Annotated in this window: 14 protein-coding genes; 3 read left to right on the top strand and 11 right to left on the bottom strand. The window is 68.9% G+C overall.

Features of this window, described 5'->3' with window-relative positions:
- Together VJT49_RS29155 and VJT49_RS29160 are read right to left on the bottom strand one after the other, a co-directional pair.
- The coding region (locus tag VJT49_RS29155) for a nitrate- and nitrite sensing domain-containing protein (RefSeq protein WP_324168168.1) at positions 1 to 2,133 on the bottom strand (2,133 nt) is incomplete at its 3' end.
- A 31-nt stretch (positions 2,134 to 2,164) separates the two neighbouring features.
- Positions 2,165 to 2,941, bottom strand: coding sequence for an MHYT domain-containing protein (locus VJT49_RS29160; protein ID WP_324168169.1), 777 nt, complete (start codon positions 2,939 to 2,941; stop codon positions 2,165 to 2,167).
- A gap of 374 nt (positions 2,942 to 3,315) precedes the next feature.
- Between VJT49_RS29160 and VJT49_RS29165 the strand changes: the two genes are divergently transcribed.
- The gene (locus VJT49_RS29165; protein WP_324168170.1) at positions 3,316 to 4,482 is read left to right on the top strand and encodes a PQQ-dependent sugar dehydrogenase; all 1,167 of its coding nucleotides are present in this window, start codon (positions 3,316 to 3,318) and stop codon (positions 4,480 to 4,482) included.
- A 32-nt stretch (positions 4,483 to 4,514) separates the two neighbouring features.
- A complete protein-coding gene (locus VJT49_RS29170; RefSeq protein ID WP_324168171.1) occupies positions 4,515 to 6,389 on the top strand; it encodes a P-loop NTPase fold protein in 1,875 nt (624 codons plus the stop codon).
- Positions 6,390 to 7,056: 667 nt separating this feature from the next.
- Here VJT49_RS29170 and VJT49_RS29175 read toward each other — a convergent pair.
- Positions 7,057 to 8,133 carry an NYN domain-containing protein gene (locus tag VJT49_RS29175; protein ID WP_324168172.1) on the bottom strand — a complete coding sequence of 359 codons (1,077 nt, stop codon included), beginning with the start codon at positions 8,131 to 8,133 and terminating at the stop codon, positions 7,057 to 7,059.
- Positions 8,134 to 8,389: 256 nt separating this feature from the next.
- On the opposite strand from VJT49_RS29175, the gene VJT49_RS29180 reads away from it, so the two are divergent.
- Entirely contained in the window at positions 8,390 to 9,457 is a 1,068-nt protein-coding gene (locus tag VJT49_RS29180) for a quercetin 2,3-dioxygenase (protein ID WP_324168173.1), read from the top strand.
- A 59-nt stretch (positions 9,458 to 9,516) separates the two neighbouring features.
- Here VJT49_RS29180 and VJT49_RS29185 read toward each other — a convergent pair whose 3' ends face one another.
- From VJT49_RS29185 to VJT49_RS29220, 8 genes are all read right to left on the bottom strand, one after another.
- Positions 9,517 to 10,518 (bottom strand): ROK family glucokinase, encoded by a 1,002-nt coding sequence (locus VJT49_RS29185; RefSeq protein ID WP_324168174.1) that lies wholly within the window; start codon positions 10,516 to 10,518, stop codon positions 9,517 to 9,519.
- Positions 10,515 to 11,321 (bottom strand): HAD-IA family hydrolase, encoded by an 807-nt coding sequence (locus VJT49_RS29190; RefSeq protein WP_324168175.1) that lies wholly within the window; start codon positions 11,319 to 11,321, stop codon positions 10,515 to 10,517. The genes VJT49_RS29185 and VJT49_RS29190 overlap by 4 nt, the downstream gene beginning before the upstream one ends.
- A complete protein-coding gene (gene otsB / locus VJT49_RS29195) occupies positions 11,305 to 14,586 on the bottom strand; it encodes a trehalose-phosphatase (protein ID WP_324168176.1) in 3,282 nt (1,093 codons plus the stop codon). The genes VJT49_RS29190 and otsB overlap by 17 nt, the downstream gene beginning before the upstream one ends.
- A gap of 2 nt (positions 14,587 to 14,588) precedes the next feature.
- Complete coding sequence (locus VJT49_RS29200; protein WP_324168177.1) at positions 14,589 to 16,040, bottom strand: sugar porter family MFS transporter; 1,452 nt, start codon at positions 16,038 to 16,040, stop codon at positions 14,589 to 14,591.
- 226 nt (positions 16,041 to 16,266) lie between these two features.
- Positions 16,267 to 17,316, bottom strand: coding sequence for a pectinesterase family protein (locus tag VJT49_RS29205; RefSeq protein WP_324168178.1), 1,050 nt, complete (start codon positions 17,314 to 17,316; stop codon positions 16,267 to 16,269).
- A gap of 16 nt (positions 17,317 to 17,332) precedes the next feature.
- On the bottom strand, positions 17,333 to 18,646 hold the full coding sequence (locus VJT49_RS29210; RefSeq protein WP_324168179.1) for a pectate lyase: 1,314 nt from the start codon (positions 18,644 to 18,646) through the stop codon (positions 17,333 to 17,335).
- A 16-nt stretch (positions 18,647 to 18,662) separates the two neighbouring features.
- On the bottom strand, positions 18,663 to 19,592 hold the full coding sequence (locus VJT49_RS29215) for a PmoA family protein (RefSeq protein ID WP_324168180.1): 930 nt from the start codon (positions 19,590 to 19,592) through the stop codon (positions 18,663 to 18,665).
- Positions 19,589 to 20,890 (bottom strand): Gfo/Idh/MocA family oxidoreductase, encoded by a 1,302-nt coding sequence (locus tag VJT49_RS29220; RefSeq protein ID WP_324168249.1) that lies wholly within the window; start codon positions 20,888 to 20,890, stop codon positions 19,589 to 19,591. Before VJT49_RS29220 ends, VJT49_RS29215 begins: the two co-directional genes overlap by 4 nt.
- Positions 20,891 to 20,904 lie beyond the last annotated feature (14 nt).

Genomic DNA, 20,904 nt, shown 5'->3' on the forward strand with positions numbered 1-20,904 from the left:
CGTGCGGTCGTCACCCGGCGGCGCGACGGCGGGCGGCGGTACCGGCGGTGGTTTCGGATCAGGGGCGGCGGCCCGGGGCAGCTCCTTGACCGCGGCGTGGCGGGGTTGCGGATCGACCCGCACCGACGGCGCGGACACCACCGAGGGCTGCCGGGCGCGCCGGGGCCTTTCCTCGAATCCGGTCACCGGGTCGTACCGGGTGAGGATGGCGGCCGGCAGCAGCAGCACGGCCGTCGTCCCGCCGTAGGCCGAGCGGCGCAGTGTCACGCCGATGTTCTGGCGGTTGGCCAGGCGGCTCACCACGTAGAAGCCGAGCTGGTCGCGGTCGAACAGGTCGAGCTGATGGGCCTGCGCGATGCGCTGGTTGGCCTCGGCCATGGTCGCCGGCTTCATGCCCAGGCCGCGATCTTCGATCTCCACGACGAACCCGGCGCCCACCGGCTCGCCGTGCACCAGCACGACGGTGTTGGGCGGCGAGAACGACGTGGCGTTCTCGACCAGCTCGGCGATCATATGCGTCAGGTCGGCCACCGCCGAGCCCTGCACCGAGACCTCCGGCATGCGCCGCACCTCGACCCGCTGGAACTCTTCGACCTCGGCGACCGCCGCGCGGATCACGGTCATCAGTGGCACCGGGTTGCTCCACGCCCGGCCCGGCGCCGCGCCGGACATGATGATCAGGCCCTCCGCGTGCCGCCGCATCCGCGCGGCCAGATGGTCCAGGCGGTACAGGTCCTCCAGCTCGGCCGGGTCCTCCGTACGCCGCTCCATCGCGTCGAGCAGGCTCAGCTGGCGGTGCACCAGGGACTGGCTGCGCCGGGCGAGCGTGACGAACACCCCGGACACGCCGTGCAGCAGCTCCGCGCGTTCGGCGGCGGCCTGCAGCGCGGATCGTTGCACCGCGTTGAGTGCGTCGCCGACCTGGCCGATCTCGCCGTCCCCGGGGGTCACGACCGGCACGTCGGCATCGACGTCGATGCTCTCCCCCGCCCGGAGCCGCAGCATCGCCCGCGGCAGCCGGTGGCGGGCCAGCTCCAGCGCCGAGTCCCGCAGCCCGACCAGTTCGACCACCAGGCCACGCCCGATCCGCACGGAGATCACCAGCGCCGCGAGCACGGCGGCCAGGCCGAGGATGACGGTCACGGCGCCCTGGGTCAGCGCGGTATCGCCGGCCGAGTCGGCCTCGGAGGTGGCGGCGGCACTGGCGTCCGAGGTGATCGTGCGGAGGTTCGCCGTGACCGGATCGACCGCCGCCCGCCACGCTCCGTTGCCGACGGCGACCGCGGTGGCCCGGCCGGACATGTCGGTGCGCAGCGCGTTCTGCAGTCCGGTAAGCGAGGCGTACGCACTGCCGCCGGCCAGCCGGCCGAACGCGGCCCGCGCATCCGCCCGCAGGTCGGGCACCGCGTTGGTGGTGAGGACTTGCTGCCCGCCCAGCGCGTCGGTGAAACTCCGGTACTGGTCGGCGGTCATCCGCCCGTTCGCGTTCGCGGAGGTGGCGACGGCGTCCTGGCGGGCGAGCATCTCCCCGATCTGGGCCAGTGGCACGACGACCTTGGCCGAACCTCCACTTTGGACATCAGTCAGCGCGGACTCGACCGCGAACGCGTCCTGGATCGCCGTGCCGTAGGCGTCGAAAGCGCTCTGCCAGTCCTTCTGCCGCGCGGCGATAGCGGCCTGGTCGGCCTGCAGGCGACCGACATCGCCGGTGACTCCGTCGAGGCGGTGGCTCACCTCCGGGGCGAGGCTCGCGAGGTCGGCGCTGGTGCGCGCTACGCCGTCCTGAAGCCCTCGCGACGCACCTTCGGTCTCGCCGTGCCGCTGGGCGAGGCCGGCCTGGTCGCCGGTGCCGTTCGAGGACAGGTACAGGGCTACCGCCGCCCGCTCGGCCTGCAGGCTCGCGACCAGCTTCGCGACCGGCCCGGTGAGGTTGGCGTTGAGCTCCTTGAGCTGCCGGAGCGTCCACGCGTCCTGGACCGTGGACACGGTCGCCAGTGCCCACAGCACCATAAGCGAAACGACCGGCACCATCAGCAGGGCGACGACTTTCGCGCGCACCGATTTCGGGCGCAACCGGCGCGCGAGTGACTGCGTGTTCGGATAACGGGCGGACAGCCCGTGCCGCACGGGCATCAATTCTCCAGCCCCCCGATCGGAAACCCGGTCACGCCCGGATCGACCGGGTGGCCTCACCCGGCTCCGTTTCCGGGGTGAGCTCGCCCCATTGTTGTGGCCCGCCCGGCGAAAGCGCGACGAACGCCGAGGTCAGGAACAAATACGAACCCAGGACGACGGCCAGCGGGAACACGAACTGCATCGGGGTGGCGCCGGCCACCGCGCCGTGTGCGGCGTGGACCTCGACCCGGACCGCGGCCATGCCGGTGTAGTGCATCGCGCTGACCGCGACGCCCATCACCAGCGACGCGCCGACCGCCGAGATCGGGCCGTGGATGGTCAGCGTCGCCCACAGGGCGGCCGTGGCGGCGGCGACCGCGATCGCGACGGACAGCGCGACCACCACGGGGTGGTAGCCGACGCGCCCGGACAGTTGCATCGCGGCCATGCCCACGTAGTGCATCGCGGCCACGCCCAGCCCCGCGACCAGCCCGCCAAGGAGCACCGACAGCGTGCGCGAGTGGCTGTAACCGACGGCGAACACGCCGATGCCGACCACCACGATGGCGATCACCAGGCTCAGCAGGGTCAGCAGGACGTCGTAGCGCACGTCGGTGCCGGTGACACCGAAGCCCAGCATCGCGATGAAGTGCATCGTCCAGATCCCGGTGCCGATCGCCGTCGCGCTGCCGATCAGCCAGTTCCGCCGTGAACGGCCCGCCGCGTTCAGCGCGCGCACCATGCAGCGCAGCCCGAGCGCGCCACCGACGCAGGCCATGACGTAGGACAGCACCGGGGTGATCCAGCCAAAACCCAGTTCCGTCATCGACCCCAGTTGATCCATTTCGGTCCCATCGAATGTCGGTGACGCCTCCCCGGCCCGGCGGACGAGAACCCTACTTCAATTCGATCGGATCGGACAGGGATACTCCGAAGTAATTTCCCGGTGAAAACACAACGGCGACCAGACTGATTACGCCAAGATCCCTCCGCGCAGATTTGATATGCCTTTTTCAGTACTGGAAACAATCGACGGTGAATGCCGGGAACAATCCCGGCCGGACGCGCGCACCGACCCGGAGCAGCCTCGTGGAAGCCACACCGATCCGGTAATCGGTCGCGTCCACGGCGAGACGGGCGAAGACCCGAGTCAGCGCGAACCTGACATCCTCGGCATATGCGACGTGACATCATGCGGGCATGCGAAAGGCCCTGATCTCCGTCGTCCTGCTCGCGGCGGCCTGCTCGAGCTCGCCCGCCCAGGATCTGCCCAACCCGGCACGCACGGTGCCGGGCGGCGGCGCGCTGAAGGTCGAGGTGCTCGCGCAGGGGCTGCAGCACGGGTGGGACATCGGGTTCCTGCCGGACGGCAAGCTCCTGGTGACCCAGCGGCCGGGGACGCTGGCGCTGATCGACGGACCGGCGGTCCGCACCGTCGCCGCCGATCTGTCCGATGTGTACGCCCGTGGCGAGGGCGGGCTGATGGGCATGGTCGTGCACCCGGACTTCGCCCGGACGCGCCGATTCACCACCTGCCAGGCACACCAGGAGCGCGGGCAGGCGGTCGACGTCCGGCTGGTCACGTGGACCCTCTCGGCCGACGAGCGGAGCGCGACGCGGGTGCGTGACCTGCTCACCGGGCTGCCGGTCAACCCCAGCGGCCGGCATTCCGGCTGCCGACCGGCGATCGCGGCCGACGGCGCGCTGCTGGTCGGGACCGGCGACACCGCGCGCCCGCCGGTCGCCCAGGACCGGCACAGCCTCGGCGGCAAGGTGCTGCGGATCGACCTGGAAACCGGGTTGGGCCTGCCGGACAACCCGTTCATCTCCTCGGCGGATCCCGCCGAGCAGCGCGTCTACACCTACGGCCACCGCAACATACAGGGCGTCGCGGTGCGCCCGGGCACCGGCCAGGTGTTCACCGCCGAGCACGGGCCCACCTTCGACGACGAGATCAACCTGCTGCGCACGGGCGCCAACTACGGCTGGGACCCGTCCCGGGGCGGTACCGAGACGTCGTACGACGAGAGTGTCCCGATGACCGACACCGTCCGCTTCCCGGACGCGGTCAGTCCATTGTGGACTTCCGGGAAGATCACGGAAGCGATCTGCGGTGCCGCGTTCATCACCGGTGGCCAATGGGGCTTTCTCGACGGGCGGCTCGCGGTGGTGGCGTTGAAGGGCCAGAAGATGCTGCTGTTCACTGTGGACGAACCAGGCGCCATCACCGAGGTCAGCCTGCCCGGCCAGTTCGACGACACCTATGGCAGGCTGCGCGCCGTCCGCGGTGGCCCGGACGGCGCCCTGTACGTGACCACCTCGGACGGCGATGACGACAAGGTCCTGCGGATCACCCCGGGATCCTGACACGGCCCGGACCGATCCGCTAGAAAAGGTCCATGACCACTCCGACGGTCCGGTCCATGTTCGACGAAGACGGCTTCACCGTGTCCGAAACCCCGGACCGCCGGTTCGTCGTACTCAACGACGCGCCGGTCGGCGGCGATGACGACTTCGACCTGCTGGAAGCCACCGAGAGCGCCCGCAGTCTGGCGGACCTGATCATCGCGTCGCGCGCAGCCGCGCCGTTCACGCTCGCCATCGACGCGGCCTGGGGCATGGGCAAGAGCAGCCTGATGCACCGCCTGGAGGCGACCCTCGCCACCGAGAAGGCCGTCTCCACCGTGTGGTTCAACGCCTGGACGTCGGGGCGGGCCAGTGCGTTGGAAGGGCTGATCAAGTCGGTGCTGCTGCGGTTCGACCGCAACGTCATCCGCCGGGCCGTCCGGTCGATGTCCCGGCGGACGCACCTCATCGGCTTGCTGCACGCGTCGGCGCTCATCCTGGCCAGTTTCTTCGGTCTCGGACGGGTCATCGACGAGATGTGGCGGGCGATGGCACTGGACGCCAAGTCCCGCAACCAGATCAAGGGTGTGCTCCGGGAGATGTTCGCCGGGTGGATCCAGGCCGGCGGCCGCGGCGACGGCAGGCGGTTGCTGGTGGTGTTCATCGACGATCTGGACCGCTGCGCGAACGAGAGGATCGTGGAGGTCTGCGAGGCGATCAAGCTGTATCTCGACGTGCCGGGTGTGGTGTTCGTGCTGGCCTGCGACCAGTCGGTGCTGTGGCGCGCCGTCCGGAATTCGAGCGGATCTGGCGAGTCGGCCGGCGCGGTCGAATACCTGGAGAAGATCATTCAGATCAACTACCGGATCCCGGCACCGAGCACGCCGCTGGCGAGACGGCTGGTCGATGGCTACCTGGACAGGTCACGGACCAGCCGGCTGTTCGACGACGCCATGAAGAGCATGATCACCGAACGGTCGGGGCGGAACCCGCGCCGGATCAAACGGCTCATCAACAGCTTCGTGCTCGAGTACCACCTGAACCGGTCCTGGGCCGAAATCGGTGTCGAGAACCTGGTCAAGGTCGTCATGCTGCAGCACTTCTACCCGGGCTTCTACCGGATCATGGCGAATCCCCGGGCCGAGGACCCGATCGCCGAGTTCATCTCCTACCACCGCTTCCGCTCGGTGGTCCGGCAAGGGGGCGACCGGGAGCCGGAGGAATGGCGGGACCTGTTCGACGGCAAGGGCCTGAAGCCACCGCTGCCCGACGCGAAGGAAGAGGTTCTCACCCGGCATCTCGAGATCCTGGAACGGGAACTCCCGCCCGAGTTCCCCGCCCTCGCCGCCGACCGTGACTTCGTCGGCCTGATCGAAAGCCTGAACGGCCCGGTCGATCCGGAGCAGCTCCAGAAGCTGCTGAGCCGGCCCTTGACCCCCGACTTCGCCTCGACCTACCGGGCGCCGGAGTTCGACCATGACTGGCTCCTGGAGTTCTCGGTCGAGCCCCGGCAGAGGCTGATCCTTTCTCCCGGCATGTCGGGCCCCATGACCGGCATGAACATCCTGTGGATCGACGACCACCCGTTGTCCAACAAGCGCCTCACCGATCTGTGGACCACGCGCGGTGCGAACGTCACGATCGCCACCGACCGCACCTCGGCCATCGAAGCCCTCGAGCGGACGAAACCCGCTGTCATCCTGAGCGATTTCGGCCGGCACGGCGTCGCCGACGCGGGCATCGACGACCTCGAGTTCTTCCGGTCGGCCGGCCTGTACACGGGTCCGGTGATCTTCTGCTCCGGCAGGGGAAACCGCGAGCGGCGCAGGCGGGTCGCCGAACTGGGCGCCCTGGGTCCCACCAACGACGAGAACGAGATCAACCGGCTGGTTTCCGGCATCGCGTCACCTGAGGCCGCCGACGACTGAGGCGCCGGCCGTTGTCGATGCGATGGTGTTCGGGGGCGCCGCGCGTGGCCGATCGGGCGGCACGGCGAGGCCTGCGCCAGCCGCGGATCGTCGACGCGGGCACGCGCGGTGGCCACGCCCTCCTCGGTCAGCTCCTCGCAGTCCGGCCGCGGTTCTTTTTCGGCGGGGTCCAAGAACAATGGGCGCGCGAACAGGTTGATCCCAGGGGCATAGTCCACAAAGCCGTCACCCGCGTGTTGACCGCCGGCACATCGGTGAACCTGTTCTGCACATGGGCGGGATTCCTCGGCCAACCGGACCGGGGGAACCAGCACTGCGTGGGTGTACTCGGTTCCCTTACGCACCAACGAGGCCAGCGCCGAGCCCGGGTGGTTCGGGACGTAGTAGACCAAATCGGACTGATGTAGTCCGTCCACACTCAACAAGAGAACGTGCTTCGCCTGCTCTTCATAAGCTTCCGCGGCCGGGATCGTACCACCCAGCAGGCCGATCACACCGAACATCGCCGCATACCGAAAACGTGCGCGCGCCACTGCGTCCCCCTCGAATACGGGTGAGCGCATTCGAATCCGTCCACGCGCACACGGGAAAAGCCCGGGGAACGACGTGTGAACGCCGTCGGTGGTCTTCGACGGGACCGGCCACTTCCGTACAACCTGGACGAATGTCAGGAGGGTGAGCGGGAAACGGATTCCCAGAACCCGCCACGGACCGCGTGCTTGGCGGGTTCGTCGTCCCAGGTGTCGATGCCCGAGCGTTCGGCGTAGCGCAGGAGTTCCCCGTCCAGGTAGGGCGGGGGCTTCTGGTTGGCCAGCAGTGCCTCCCGCTGCTCCCGGGAGGCACGCGCGGCCCACCGGCTACCGAACCTCGCGCCGACCTCGGCCGGGTTCGCGGTGGTGTGGGTGGCGTCCTCTTCGTTGTCCAGCCACGCCTGCCGCGCGGTCGTCAAGGTCTGGAGCCGGGGGATGTCGTCATGCTCGACGGGCCGGACTTCCCAGCCCCGCCCGGTTCTCCCCGCTGGTTCGGGCCTTCCGCCGTCCCGATGGTGAAAGGCGGTCTGAAGCCGTGCGATATCGGCCGGGCTGACCCGCGGCGTAACTCGAGCGGCCGGGGACCGGGGCTGTTCCGGCGTCCGTTCCTCGACGGAGGGCGCGTCGCTTGCTTCCGGCGCCGCTGCCGTAGCCGGGTTCGCTTCCCGTAGCCGCACGAATTCGCCGATCCACCCGCCGGAGATGACCCACCGGCGGTCGGCCTCGCCGATCAGCGACTGGCTTTGGTTGTACTCCGGCGCCGCCGCCTCCACACCCCACAGGTGGACGCGCACACCGTAGTCCTGAGCCTCCTCCAGTGCCCTCCGCAGGTCTTCGTCCCCGCCGACCAGCACCGCGTCGGCGACCGCGTGGTTCCGCGCCAGCGCTGTCAGGTCACGTTGCAGGTAGGAATCGACGCCCTTCTGCTGGACGCGATTTCCCCGTTTGACCAATTCGCCGAGCCGGACCTTCACATCCGGCAGCACCCGGAGTGCGCGATGATCCGGGGTGGGTTGGGCGTTGTACGCGGCGTCGTACCACAGTACGCGGAGAACCGGCATTCCGGTCTGCCGCTGGGCCTCGTCGATCAGCGCGCCCACGAGGCGTTCGTACTCGACCTCGAGGTTGCTGCGGTCCGCCTCACCACCGAGGAGGGTGCCCGCGGCACCAAGCAGGTACCCCGCGTCGACCAGCACGGCACAACGATCCATCATGACTCCCGACTCCCGGCGCGCTCAGAAGTAGCACATCCACGACGGCTGGGCCAGGACAACGCGCGGGTACACCCACGGATCGGACATTCGGGGACGTTTTCGGAGAAAGAACATCACGGCGTCGCCGCTTCGTGACCGCCCCGTCACAATGAGGCCTGCCGAAGCGGAGTTCGTCCAGGGGCGTGACGACCGGCCGGGATCCTGACCGATGCGTGCGGTAGGCGAGGGCCCGCCGACGGATCGGACGGAGAACACCATGAGCCTCGATCTGGAACACATGCACAAGCGGGCGCTCCTGCGCAACCAGTTGCCCGGTGAGCCGGCACCGTACTTCATGGCCGGCGGCGAAGGAAAACGGTATGAAGTAGACGGTCAGCTTTGGACTGTCTTCGCGCGTGCGCTGGACACGGGCGGCCTTTTCGACGCGGCCTTCGTGAACGGCGGCCGCGGCGCCCGCACGGGGTATCACACGCATCGGGACCACCAGCGTTCCTTTCTGGTGGTGGACGGCACCGTACAGGCCTGGCTCGGCAACCGCAGCCGGATCCTGATGCCGGGGGACTCCCTCCACGTGCCACCCGGCACGCCGGTCGCCTACCGGATGCTCGCCCACAACACCCGCCTGCTCGTCTGGGCCGCACCCGGCGGCGCGCTCGACTACATCGAGAAACTGGGCCTTCCGGTCGGTGCGCACATTCACCCCGCCAGGCCGCAGCACCGCGGCAACCGGCAACGGCGGGCCGAACTCGGCGGTCCACTGGGCATCACCTTCCCGCAGCTCGACGAGGTCCGCGCGACCGACGAGTGGGACGCGAAGCTTCCGACCGACGCCAGCCCGTACTTCCTGCGTGCCGGCGAAGGAGACCGCCTGGCCGCGCCGAACGCGCTGAACACCTACGTGGTACGCGGGATCAACACGGGGAACCGTTACTTCGCGGTCAGCACGCTCGGCGGCCCGGGGCGCTACTTCCTCATGCACTTCCACCGCGAGCACACGGAAACCTTCCTGTGCCTGTCGGGCCGGACCTGGCTCTACATCAACGGGGAGGAGGTCCTGCTGACCAGGGGTGACTTCGTCCACGCGCCGGCGGGCACCATCCACACCTTCGCCTTCGACGCCCACAACACGCACATGCTGGGCATCCTCGCACCGGACATCTTCGAGCGGTTCTTCGAGATCATGGGCAGGCCGACCGAGGACCACGTCTACGACGAAACCAAGCGGCGCAGGCCGGACGGAGCACCGCCGGCCATGGCCGTCGACGATCTCGACCTCGTCGTCGTCGGACCCCCGCCCGAGCGCGAACTCGCCGTGGGCGTCTGACGGATACCGGGAGCCGCTCGCGCCCCCAGAATCCGGGGGTCCCCGGGCGCGAGCGGCCCTCAGCGCTGGCGGGACAGGTCGGCCGCGCCGACGATCCCGGCCTCGTTACCCAGTTCCGCGATACGGACGGTGGCGACCGGACGCTGTCCCCGCCCGATCAGGTTCCGGCGAAAGACGGCCTCGACCCGCGCGCGCAGGAGTTCGCCGGCGTCGGACACGCCACCGGCGATGACGAACATGCCCGGGTCCAGGACCGCGGCCAGTTCCGCCATCCCCCGGCCGAGCCACTTGCTCAGCTCGTCGAAGCAGTGCAGCGCCGCGACATCCCCGGCGATGGCGGCCGCGGTCACCATCTGGCCGGTGATGGCCTCCGCCCGGCCCCCCGCGAGCCGGAGCATTTCGCGCGCCAGCAAGGGGGAAACCATCGCCTGTTCCTGCGCTTCCTGGACGAGCGCGCGCCCGCTGCCGTACTGCTCCCAGCAGCCGTGCAGGCCGCACCCGCAGCGCCGGCCGTCGGGAACGATGTTGAGGTGCCCGACTTCGGCGGCCAGTCCGTGCCGGCCTCGCAGCAGTTTCCCGTCCAGGACGATGCCGCCACCGATTCCGGTGCCGATGGTCAGGATGACGACGTGGGTTTCCCCGCGGGCGGCGCCGAACCGGACTTCGGCCCACGCGGCGGCGTTGGCGTCGTTTTCGACGACGACCGGTAGCCCGAGCCGGTCCCGCAGCGACTCCCCCAGGTGCTCGTCGCGCCAGGCCAGATTCGGTGCGAAAAGGACGGTCGAGCGGTTTTCGTCGACGAAGCCCGCCGCGCCCAGGCCGACCCCCGCGACCGGGTAGGCGCTGATCAGTTCCCGGACTGCGTCGGCGATGCTGTCCTGGGTCCTGGCCGGGTCGTCGGCCGGGGTCGGGCGGCGGGTTCGGGTCACTATCCGCCCGCCCGGGTCGACCACCCCGGCGGCGATCTTGGTGCCGCCGATGTCGACACCGACGGCGAGGGTGCCCTCGCGGGGTTCGGGCACGAGCCGCGGACTCGCGGTGGGGGTCGCCCGGCTGTTCATGACGTTCCCCTCACCAGTTGATGGCGGCTGAGCATCGTGACGTCGACCTCGTCGAGAGAGGTGACGATGAGGTCGGCACCCTCGGCCGCGAGCAGGTCCTCGTCCGACGCCCTGGCAACGCCCAGTGCCGCCATGCCCCCGGCCTTCGCGGCCTTGATGCCGCTGGCCGCGTCCTCGACGACGAAGCAGTTGCGCGGGGCGACGCCGAGTTCTTCCGCGGCGGTCAGGAAGATCTCGGGGTCCGGCTTGCCGCGGGCGAAATCGCGGCCGGAAATATCGGCATCGAACGAGTCGAGCAGGGTGAGCCCGGGCTTGACGAAGTCACAGGACAGGTTTTCGCGCTCGGCGAAGGTGTCCAACCGGATCTGCCGCAGGAAAAGCCCGGCGTTCTTCGACGATGACGCCGCCGACGTCGGGATGCCCGTGGCCTTCACGGCGAGCACGAACCGTAGCGCGTCCGGATAGGCTTCGAACTTGCCCGCCTCGATGAGCTTGATGACCATGTTCTGTTTGTGGGCGCCATAGGCCCCGACGCGTTCCTCCGCGCCGGGCACCCCGAAATACTCCAGCGCGGCGAGCGCGCCGGCCGCCCGGGGCTTGCCGGAGATCACCTGCTGGTACACCTGCGGCGTGAAGCGCTCGTCCGTCCACGTGGTTTGGTCGCGGATACCGGCCCAGTCGGTCTCCATCAGTTCGCGCAGCGAGTCCTTCCAGGCTCGCGCGTGTGGCGAGTCGACGAGCACGCCGTCGACGTCGAAAATGGCACCCCCAAAGCCCCTAAAGCCCCTAAAGCCCGTCGCCATGGTGACTCCTTTTTGCGTCCGCCCCGTGCGGTAACGAGAACACGCAGCGCTGGCCCGCTTCGATTTCCCGGACCTCGTCTCCGACTCCGACCCGGAGCGGTCCGCGGAAACCTTCGGGGTGCGCGAGCACGGTCAGCTCGTCCCCCGTGATCGAAATTCGGAGCGAACTGGCACGGAACTGCATGGAGAACACCAGCCCGCTGAGGCGGTCCAGCAACGTGGGCGAGAAGTACAACACGCCGTCCCGGGCGTCACAGCCCGCGTAGTAGCGCTGCAGCAGATCCAGCGTCCCGGACATCACTCCCATGTGGATGCCCTCCTTCGTGGTCCCGCCCTGGACGTCGCCGATGTCGCTCTGCAGCGCCACCATGAACCGGTCCCACGAGCTCTTCGGGTCCCGGGCGGCGAGCACCCCGGCGTGGGTGACCAGGCTCAGCGTCGAGCCGTGGGAGGTGCGCCGGTCGTAGTACTCGATCGTGCGGCGCCCCACGTCCGCGCTGTACCGGTAGCCGAGCCGATCGAACAGCGCGCGCAGTTCCTCGTCGGAGAAGAGGAAGAACAGCATGACGGTGTCGGCCTGCTTGGCCACCTTGAACCGGTTGGGATCCTCGCCCTCCGCCCTGAGGATCCGGTCCGTCCGCTGGATGTTGCCGTGCTTGGCCCGGTAGCGCTCCCAGTCAAGCTCTTCGAGCTCGTAGTAGCCCTCGAACTGGCTGATGACGCCGTCCGGATGGAACGGCACGTACATCTTCCGGCTCATTTCGTCCCACCTGTGCAGCTCCTCTCCGGTGATACCGAGGCGCGTGCACAGCGCGGCACGGCGGCTGGCCGGAAGCAGGTCCAGCACGCGGGGTGCCGTGTCGGCGATCCAGGCCACCATGACGTTGGTGTAGGCGTTGTTGCGCAGGCCGCCCTCCCTGGCGCCGGGACAGCGCTCGTGGAATTCGTCGGGTCCCATCACGCCGTGGATCTCGAAACGGTCGCGTTCCGGGTTGTAATGCGCTATCGAAGCCCAGAAACGGGCGATTTCGAGCATCATCTCCGCGCCGTAGTCGCGCAGGAACTCCCGGTCGTCCGTGGCGAGGTAGTACATCCAGACGTTGTAGAAGATCGCGGCACTGACGTGGCGCTGATTGTGGCTGAGGTCGGGATCCCATTGCCCGGACAACGGGTTGAGATGGACGACCTGGGTTTCCTCGGAGCCGTCGCTGCCGCTCTGCCACGGATACATCGCGCCCCGGTAGCCCGCCTCACGGGCGGCCGCGCGGGCCTCGGTGAGCCTGCGGTAACGGTAAAGGAGCAACGCGCGAGTGATGCCCGGCAGGCGGTAGTTGAGGAACGGGTAGATGAAAAGCTCGTCCCAGAACACGTGGCCGCGGTAGGCCTCGCCGTTGAGCCCGCGGGCCGGGACACCCGCGTCGTGCCGCGCGGTGTGCCGGGAACACACCTGCAGCACGTGCGCCACGTGGAAGCGGAGCAAGAATTCCGTCCGCGGTTCCTTGGGCAGTTCGATGTCGCAGACGTCCCACAGTTCCTTCCACGCCTCGATGTGCTCCTCCAGCGCGGCCGCGAAATCCGGGGAACGCAGCACATACCGGCCCGCCGCCGTCAGCGTTTCGGTGATCGCGTTGTCGTGTGTGGTGAACAGCGACACGATCTTTTCCACGCGCACCGGCCGCCCCTGCGTCACCTCGAAGGAAATGACCTGCTGGATGTAGTCCTCCGTCTGGTACAACTCACGTTCCACGGGGAGCTGCCCGCCGTCGGAGAAGACGCGGGTACGGGCGGCCTCGGCGACGTAGATGTTCGACTGCCGGGTCTCCACCTTCAGCGCGATGGTCTCCGGGCCGAACGTGCGCGGGGAGACCGGATCGAGGTGGCGCCCCTCGAGCTCGCGGTAGCGGGAGACCATCTGGTTGGTCACCCGGCCGTCGAGTGCCGAGATGACGTCGACGTGACCCGACCAGTTCTCCGGTGTCACCGTCCACTCGATACCGGCCTGGTGGCTGTGGGCCATGCTGACGAAGCGGCGGCTGTTCAGCGTCGTCACCCGGCCGGCTCGGTCGCGGAAGCGCACCTCGCGCCGCACGGTCGCGAGCCGGATGTCGTAGGAGTGCTGGTAGGAGATCAGATCGACGTTGCTGAGCCGGATCGCTTCCTCGCCGTTGATGCGAAGCTTGAGCACCAGCCAGTTCGGCAGATTCACCAGGTCCTCGTTCGGGACCGGACGGCCGCCGAGGATGGTGGTCTCCCGGTTGTAGCCTCCGTGGGCGTAGGTGCCCGGGTAGTGGACACCGGTGTCCTCCCATTCGGCCGCGCCGCGGGTGCAGAAGTAGCCGTTGCCCGTCGAGGTCAATGCCTCCCGTAGCCCTTCGCTGCCGGGATCGAAGTGGTCGTAGACCAGGATCTGGCCGGCGGCGGTGTACTGGTCGCGATCGTTCTCCGCCGCCATCGCGGACAACAGCTGTTCCACCTCGTCCGGGGACGAGAGCACGAAGTCCGCCGCCGTGGGCCGGTCGTCCACCTCCGGATCGCCGGGATCGCCGATCAGGATGCCGATGCCGCCGACCCCCGCGAGCACCTGGAACGCGTCCTCGTCGGTGAGGTCGTCGCCGAGATAGAGCGGCACCACGTCCTCGGAATCCAGGCCGAGGGCACCGAGCAGGTAGAGCACGGCCCGGCCCTTGTTCCAGTCGATCTTCGGCTGAAGTTCGTAGACCATCTTGCCCGGGGTGACCTTCAGCCCGTCGGGCCACTCGGACAGCAGGGTCTCCACGACACCGGTGATCCGCTCGTGCTGAACCGGGTCGACGAGCCGGTAGTGCACGGCGACCGCGGCTTTCTTCGGTTCTACCCGCACGCCCTCGATCGAGCCGACTTCGGCGCGCAGCCGCTCGGTGACTTCCGGGATGATGTCGCCGAACCCGCCGGCGGCGTCGTGCTGGATGGTGCCCTCGACCGGGCTCCAGATGTCGAAACCGTGGCTCCCGGCGACCACCAGGTCGTCGATGCCCATCAAGTCCTGCACCACGCGGCGGTCCCGCCCGCTGACCACGCAGACCGGGCAGCGGCGGGCGAGCGCCCGCACGGCGCGCCGCATGCTGTCCGAGATCCGGGCGTCCTCCGGCCGGTCCACGATCGGCGTCAGGACCCCGTCGTAGTCGAGGAACACTGCGGGGCGCCGCCCGGCGAGGCGCTCGGCGAGCCGCGCGTCCTCGCGGAGCGCATGGGGAAGGTCTCGCACTGTCCGCGTCCGCGCGGCCATCGTCAGACCATCTCCTCCAGTTCACGGCCCTTCGTCTCCTTGATGAACCGGATCACGAAGAAGATCGACAAGAAGGCGAAGAACGTGTAGACGCTGTATGCCAGGCCAAGCCCGATCGAAGACAGTGTCGGGAACGTCGTGGACACGACGAAGTTCGCCAGCCACTGGGCCGCGGCGGCCACCGAAATGGCCATCGCGCGGATCCTGTTGTTGAACATCTCGCCGAGCAGCACCCAGACCACCGGGCCCCAGGTCGCGCCGAAGAACACGACGTAGAGGTTGGCGGCCACGAGCGCGATCAACCCGGCCGAACCCAGGTTCGGCACGCCGTTTATCACCGGTGCGGTCCCGAACAGGTACGCGAGAATGCCCAGGCAGACGAACTGCCCGATCGAACCGATCAGCAGCAGCGGTTTCCGCCCGATCCGGTCGATCATCGCGATCGCGATGATCGTGGTGAGGATGTTCGTCACCGACGTGATCACCGTGATGATCAGGGCGTTCTGCTCGCTGAATCCCACCGACTGCCACAGCACCGACGAGTAGTAGAAGATCACGTTGATACCGGTGAACTGCTGGAAGACCGACAGTCCGACGCCGACCCAGACGATCGGCACGAGCCCCAGCGCGTGGCCGCGGATGACCTGGAGGCTGCCGCGTTTGCCTTCGCCGCGCAGCGTCCGGACGATCTCCTGAATCCTGCCGTCGACGTCGCCGCCGACGAACCGGCGCAGCACTTGCGCGGCCTTCTCGAACCGTTCCCGCGCGACCAGGTACCGCGGGGATTCCGGGATCGACAGGGTCAGCACACCGTAGACCACCGCGGGAATCAGCAGTGACAGGAACATCCACCGCCACGTCGTGATGCCGAACCACAGGGGGTCCGACGCGCTCCCGGAGGTGGCGACCAGCGCGTAGTCCACCAGCAGCGCCACGAAGATGCCGGTCACGATGGCCAGTTGCTGCAACGAACCGAGTCGCCCGCGAAGATAGGCCGGCGAGATCTCGGCGATGTAGGCGGGCGCGATCACCGAAGCGGCACCGACACCGAGCCCGCCGATCAGCCGCCAGAACGCGAGATCCCAGATCGAGAACGAGAATCCGGTGCCCAGCGCGCTGATCGCGAAGGCGAGGGCCGCGAGTCCCATCACCCGGATCCGGCCGTAGCGGTCGGCGATCTCGCCCGCGAACCAGGCGCCGATCGCGCAGCCGATCAGTGCCGCCGCCACCGCGAGGCCCAGGACGAACGGTGACGCGTGATAGAACTCCCCCACGGCCTTCACCGCGCCGTTGATCACCGCGGTGTCATAGCCGAAGAGGAAGCCGCCAAGCGCCGCCGTCGCCGTGACGAGGACCGTGCGCGCGGTACTCGGTGGGGCATGGACGGGCGTGGATCCAGCCGGCCCGGGAAACGGCCGGCGCCGCAAGGGCTCGTCGCCGGGTGTGGTCCCCATTGGACCCTCCTGCCCGATGCGAGCTCATCGCCGGGAGCGGGTTGCGCTCGGCTGGAACCGCACCTGCAAGCAGTTTGCTGAAGGTCACCCAAGGTCGCAAGTGGAGGGACGCCGGCCTCGCCCCGTCGGGTCAAGGCCGGCGATCATCGCACCACTGTGGACAGATCTCGCGGGACGCGAAAGTGGGACTCACCCGACGGGAATGGGGGACTCGCGGGTGGGGTGGCTAGTGGACGGGGTTCCAGCCGTCGGTGCCCGCGAGGTAGTGCTTCGGCGTGAAGGACGAAACCTGCGCGTCGGTCAGTTGCGGCCGGTCGGCGCCGGTCCCCGCGCCCGGGCCGGTGTTGTGGTACTCGAAGAAACGGGCGTCCTGCCAGGAGAAACCTGACATGTCGGTCCACGGCGCGGGTTTGATCGCGGCCGGGAGGACGGTGTCGCGCACGACGACCTGGGCGATGGCATCGACGTCACCGCCGGGATGCCACGGCCTGCCGAGGTAGAAGGTCGCACCCGGGGCCGTGCTGACCACCCGACTGCCGACGATCAGGAATCCGTACGGATTCGTCCGCCGGGTGCTCGCCGCGGTCAGGTAGCCGTTGGGGTTCGAGCCGCGGTCGAGGGCGGTGATCGTCGCCCGGTCGAAGACGGCCGTGGCGCGGCCGAACAGGAAGTCGACGTCACCGCTGATGGCGCAGTTGCGGTAGTACTGCCGGCCCACGGTGCCGACGGCCGCGGTGTCCGCGTACAGCGTGTCCTGGTGGCCCAGGAAGGTGACGTCGTCGAAAACCATCCGGTCGCCGGTCGCCTTCATCGCGACGGCCTGGGTCGCCGTGATCTCCGGGTGTGCCCCGCGGTCGAAGGAGTTGCGGAAGGTCAGCGCGGTCGCGGTGAAGCCGTTGGCGGCGATCGTCGCGGTCGCGCTGCCCGACGTGCCGTACGTCGAGCCGTCCGGCTTCCTCGTCCCGCTGGCGTTGTCGAAGTCGATCACGACGTCGGACGCCTTGCCGGCCGCGCCGCGCATCGTGATCCCCGTCTTGCCGGCGGGCACGGTGATCACCTCGTGGTAGGTGCCGGGCCTGATCGAGATCGTGCCGCCGGGCGAGACGGCGTCGATCCCGGCCTGCACGGTGGTGTAGCCGCCGGAACCGTCCTTGGCCACTACGACGTTCACCGCGGCGGCCGGATGCGGACAGACCAGTGTGGACAGCGAGGCCAGTGTGGACAGCGAAGACAGCGAAGACACGGTGAACGCGGTGAGCAACACGGTGCTGAGCATCGGAGGCGCCTTCCCCTCAGTGACCGGGGCCCGCGCCGGACAACACCCGCGCCGGGACTTCGAAGGCCGGGTCTAGACGGGGCACGAGGGTGGGCGTCCAGCCGACGTCGCCGCCGAGATCCGGGTCGTACGCGGCGTTGTACTCGGCCACCAGGTCCACCGGCCGGGGGTGGCGGGAACCAGCGGCGACAAGGCTTCCGGTGGCGTGCAGCGCCGTTCCCTTCCAGTACTTCACGATGTTGCCGAGCGGCAGCAAATCCGGGGTATCCGGGATGCGGAAGAAGTTGTTCTCCGCGTAAATGCGGGATTCCACGCCCACGCCCAGGGAATAGGTGTAGCTCGCCGCGTCGGGCACCAGGTACAGATTGTCGTAGACGTGCACCTGCCCGTACCGCACCCGCGGCACCCGCTGACCGAGGTTGGAGAACAGGTTGTGGTGCAGCGTGACCCGGAGCTTCCCCACGTCATAGGTCGGCTTGTCGGTGCTGCCGATCAGCATGCTCTTGTCGTGGTCGTGCAGTTTGTCGTACGAAACGGTGACCAGGTCCGAGCCGTTCACGATGTCCAGCAGGCCGTCGTGGATCTCGTACTTCATCCCGAAGTACTCCGGCGGATCGGTGTCCGTCCCGTCGCTGAACTCGTTGTGGTCGACCCAGACATGGCTCGCGCCGAACAACGTCACGTTGTCGTACTCGGAGTTCCAGTTGCCGGTCGCCCCGTCGTTCGGGTCCCACTGCGGAAAGCAGTCGTGCGCGTCTTCGAAACGCAGGTTTCGCAGGATGACGTTGTCGCCGACGACGCGCAGGTTCAGCCCGCGCAAGGTGGCCCGGACGTTGTCGCCACCGAGCCCGACGATGGTGACGTTCGAGCCGACATCGAGCACCACCTGCGCCGCCTGGTTCCGCTGCGACCGCGCACGCGCCTCCTCCAACGGTCCCGTGACGGGAGCCTTCCCCCAGGTCGCCGGGTCGTACCGAGCCAGATAAGCGGGCAGGCTGTAGCCGGGGTCGGCGAAGTCCTCGCAGGACATCGGCCGGTCCTGGGCGTCCACGTTACCGTCGATCGTGCCGCGCACGTAGATGATCTTGGGTGCCCCCGGGTGTGCCCGCAGCGCGGCGGCGAGTTGGGACCGTTCGGAAACCGTGTAGACATCGCCGGGCGCGGCGTGCGCACCGCCCGTCGTCCCCGTGGTCGCGGCGGCCCAGCCATCACCCTGGCCGAGCACGGCCCGGCCGGGGTCGCTCCCGTGCGCCGACGCCGGTGCGCTCACCAGCGCCGATCCGAGCAGTGCCAATGATCCCGCGATAATCTTGCCGTGCTTCCAATGCATGTCGGCTCCTCACTGCCTACTTCCGGGCAAGCAACTGGGGGACAAGACGGTCGAGCCGGTCGTCGTCCCACTGGCCGTCGATGACCGCGAGGTGGTGGGTCAGCGTCACTTCCTCGCCGGGGGCCAGCAACCACGGCCGGTGGTAGGTCGTGGCGAAACTGACCACCGGGAACGGATCGGCGCGCACGTACCAGGGCGTCGGGTATCCCCGGTTCGCCGGGTTGTCCGCGAACAGCAGCGTCGAGGACCGCAGGCTCACGTCGTGCCGGCCGGTGAAGGCCAGCCACGAGGCGCGGTGACCCATCGCCTCCCCCGCGGAGCGGCCGTCCGACGTCCGCACCGACCCGCCGACGAAGGATCGGGGGCCGCGCCAGAACAGCCCGCCGTACCCGGCGGTTTCCCGCCCTTCCGTCACCGGGCTCCCCCATCGCAGCTCACGCCCGCTGGTGTTGCGCAGACGGCTCGTCCAGGTCAGCGTCCAATGCCCGTCGGTGACCGACACGCCGCCGAAGCGAAGGGTGCGGTGCTCGGCGAACCACCGCTGTCCGGCCGCAGTACGCCAGGCAAGCTCGTGCCGCAACTCGCAGTGCCCGGCGGCACGGTCGATGCCCTCCCAGCGGACGTGGCCGACCGTGCCGTTGTTGTCGAGCGGGGTGTACCCGCGGTCGCGCACGTAGGTCCGGCCGCCCCAGAAGTTCTCGCCGGAGAGGTTGGCCATGGTGAACTGGAGGCCGTTGTGCCAGGTGTGATCGTGCGGCCGGACCGCGGTCACCGTCTCCCCCGCGGTTGTCCGCAGGGGATGCAGGTACGGTTTCGGCGAGTCCGGTGCCGGGGTCGGCGGCGCCACCAGGTACTCGGCCAGCACCACGTCGCCGACGGTGACCCGCACGCGGCCGTCGTCCTCCGTGGCCTCGATCGTGTGCTGCTCTGTCGCGGCTCGGCTCACGGCTGCTCCCCGATCTCGGCCAGCAGCTCGCCGACCCGGACGGGACGCCCGGTGGCCATCGACCGGTTGGCGGCGAGCCCGGTGAGCAGCGCCTGGAGCCCGGCCTCGTGGTCCGCGGCGCTGCCCAAAGGGTCCGGGGGCCGCTGGCCAAGCAGTTCGGCGAGCATCCGTTCGTCCCCGCCGCCGTGGCCCTCGCCGAGCGGGGTGTCGAGCACCACCTCGGCCGGCGCCCAGTGCCGTTGCAGGGTGAGTTTTGCCCGGCCCGGCTCCGGCACCACGCCCGGCGGAAGGTCCGCAATGGACTTTCCCGTTCGGAACGGGTACTCGTTCTCCCTTACGTCGAGCTCGATCCGCCCCTTGCTGCCGGTGAACGCGACCCGGTAGCCCTCGCGCGGGGAGTAGGCGTGCAGGTGGTAGTTCAAGGTGACGGCACCGCGATACCGCGCGAGCACGGCCATGTCGTCCTCGATGGTGATCCCGGGCGAGAACACGTTCTGGTCGCGGAGGTAACCGTCTTCGGCCTCGGCGTCGCGGTACAGCGCCCGCAGTCGTGGCGAGGATTCGAGGTCGAGTGCGAACGGGTCGCTCTCGCCGTCTCCGGTGCCCCGCGCGTAGCCGGTGCGTTGCCCGTGCCGGCGGCCGTTTTGGTCGCCGTAGAAGAACAGCCTGCCCATCGCGAACACCGTCTCGGGCCCGCTGCCGAGCCACCAGTTCACCAGGTCGAAGTGATGGCCGGACTTGTGCACCAGCAACCCGCCGGAGCGGGCCTTCTCGCGATGCCAGCGCCGGAAGTAGTCCGCACCGTGCCAGGTGTCGAGCAGCCAGGCGAACTGGACCGACCCGATCTCCCCGACAGCGCCCTCGGCCAGCAGCTCACGTACCCGCCGATGCACGGGGTTGTACCGGTAGTTGAACGTGACGGTCACCGCGCGAGAAGTCCGGCGCCGGGCCCGGAGGATGCGGCGGGCACCTTCGACGTCCGTCGTCATGGGCTTTTCGGTCACCACGTCGCACCCCGCTTCGAGGGCGTCCACAATGTAGTCCGCGTGGGTGTGATCCGGCGTGCACACCACGACCACATCGACCCGCTCCTTGGCGAGCATGCCGGCGAAGTCCCCGGGTGGGTAACCGGGCACCGGGGAAGCGCCGGTCCCCTCCCTCAACCATCTATTGTGGACATCCATCCGGGTCCTGTTGCGGTCGCAGAAGGCCACCAGTTCCGCGCGTTCCGATTTCGCGAGCGCTCGCACGAACAGCTGGGCGCGCGAGCCCAGGCCGACCACCGCGTAGCGACGCATCGTCACGCCGGCCA

Origin of the sequence: Amycolatopsis sp., assembly GCF_035276945.1 — a bacterium.
Taxonomy (GTDB): Bacteria; Actinomycetota; Actinomycetes; order Mycobacteriales; family Pseudonocardiaceae; genus Amycolatopsis_E.

Excerpts from the sequence above, each read along its gene's own strand:
- VJT49_RS29160 (WP_324168169.1), bottom strand. The coding sequence starts at position 2,941 with ATGACGGAACTGGGTTTTGGCTGGATCACCCCGGTGCTGTCCTACGTC.
- VJT49_RS29165 (WP_324168170.1), top strand. The coding sequence starts at position 3,316 with ATGCGAAAGGCCCTGATCTCCGTCGTCCTGCTCGCGGCGGCCTGCTCG.
- VJT49_RS29170 (WP_324168171.1), top strand. The coding sequence starts at position 4,515 with ATGACCACTCCGACGGTCCGGTCCATGTTCGACGAAGACGGCTTCACC.
- VJT49_RS29175 (WP_324168172.1), bottom strand. The coding sequence starts at position 8,133 with ATGATGGATCGTTGTGCCGTGCTGGTCGACGCGGGGTACCTGCTTGGT.
- VJT49_RS29180 (WP_324168173.1), top strand. The coding sequence starts at position 8,390 with ATGAGCCTCGATCTGGAACACATGCACAAGCGGGCGCTCCTGCGCAAC.
- VJT49_RS29185 (WP_324168174.1), bottom strand. The coding sequence starts at position 10,518 with ATGAACAGCCGGGCGACCCCCACCGCGAGTCCGCGGCTCGTGCCCGAA.
- VJT49_RS29190 (WP_324168175.1), bottom strand. The coding sequence starts at position 11,321 with ATGGCGACGGGCTTTAGGGGCTTTAGGGGCTTTGGGGGTGCCATTTTC.
- otsB (WP_324168176.1), bottom strand. The coding sequence starts at position 14,586 with ATGGCCGCGCGGACGCGGACAGTGCGAGACCTTCCCCATGCGCTCCGC.
- VJT49_RS29200 (WP_324168177.1), bottom strand. The coding sequence starts at position 16,040 with ATGGGGACCACACCCGGCGACGAGCCCTTGCGGCGCCGGCCGTTTCCC.
- VJT49_RS29205 (WP_324168178.1), bottom strand. The coding sequence starts at position 17,316 with ATGCTCAGCACCGTGTTGCTCACCGCGTTCACCGTGTCTTCGCTGTCT.
- VJT49_RS29210 (WP_324168179.1), bottom strand. The coding sequence starts at position 18,646 with ATGCATTGGAAGCACGGCAAGATTATCGCGGGATCATTGGCACTGCTC.
- VJT49_RS29220 (WP_324168249.1), bottom strand. The coding sequence starts at position 20,890 with ATGCGTCGCTACGCGGTGGTCGGCCTGGGCTCGCGCGCCCAGCTGTTC.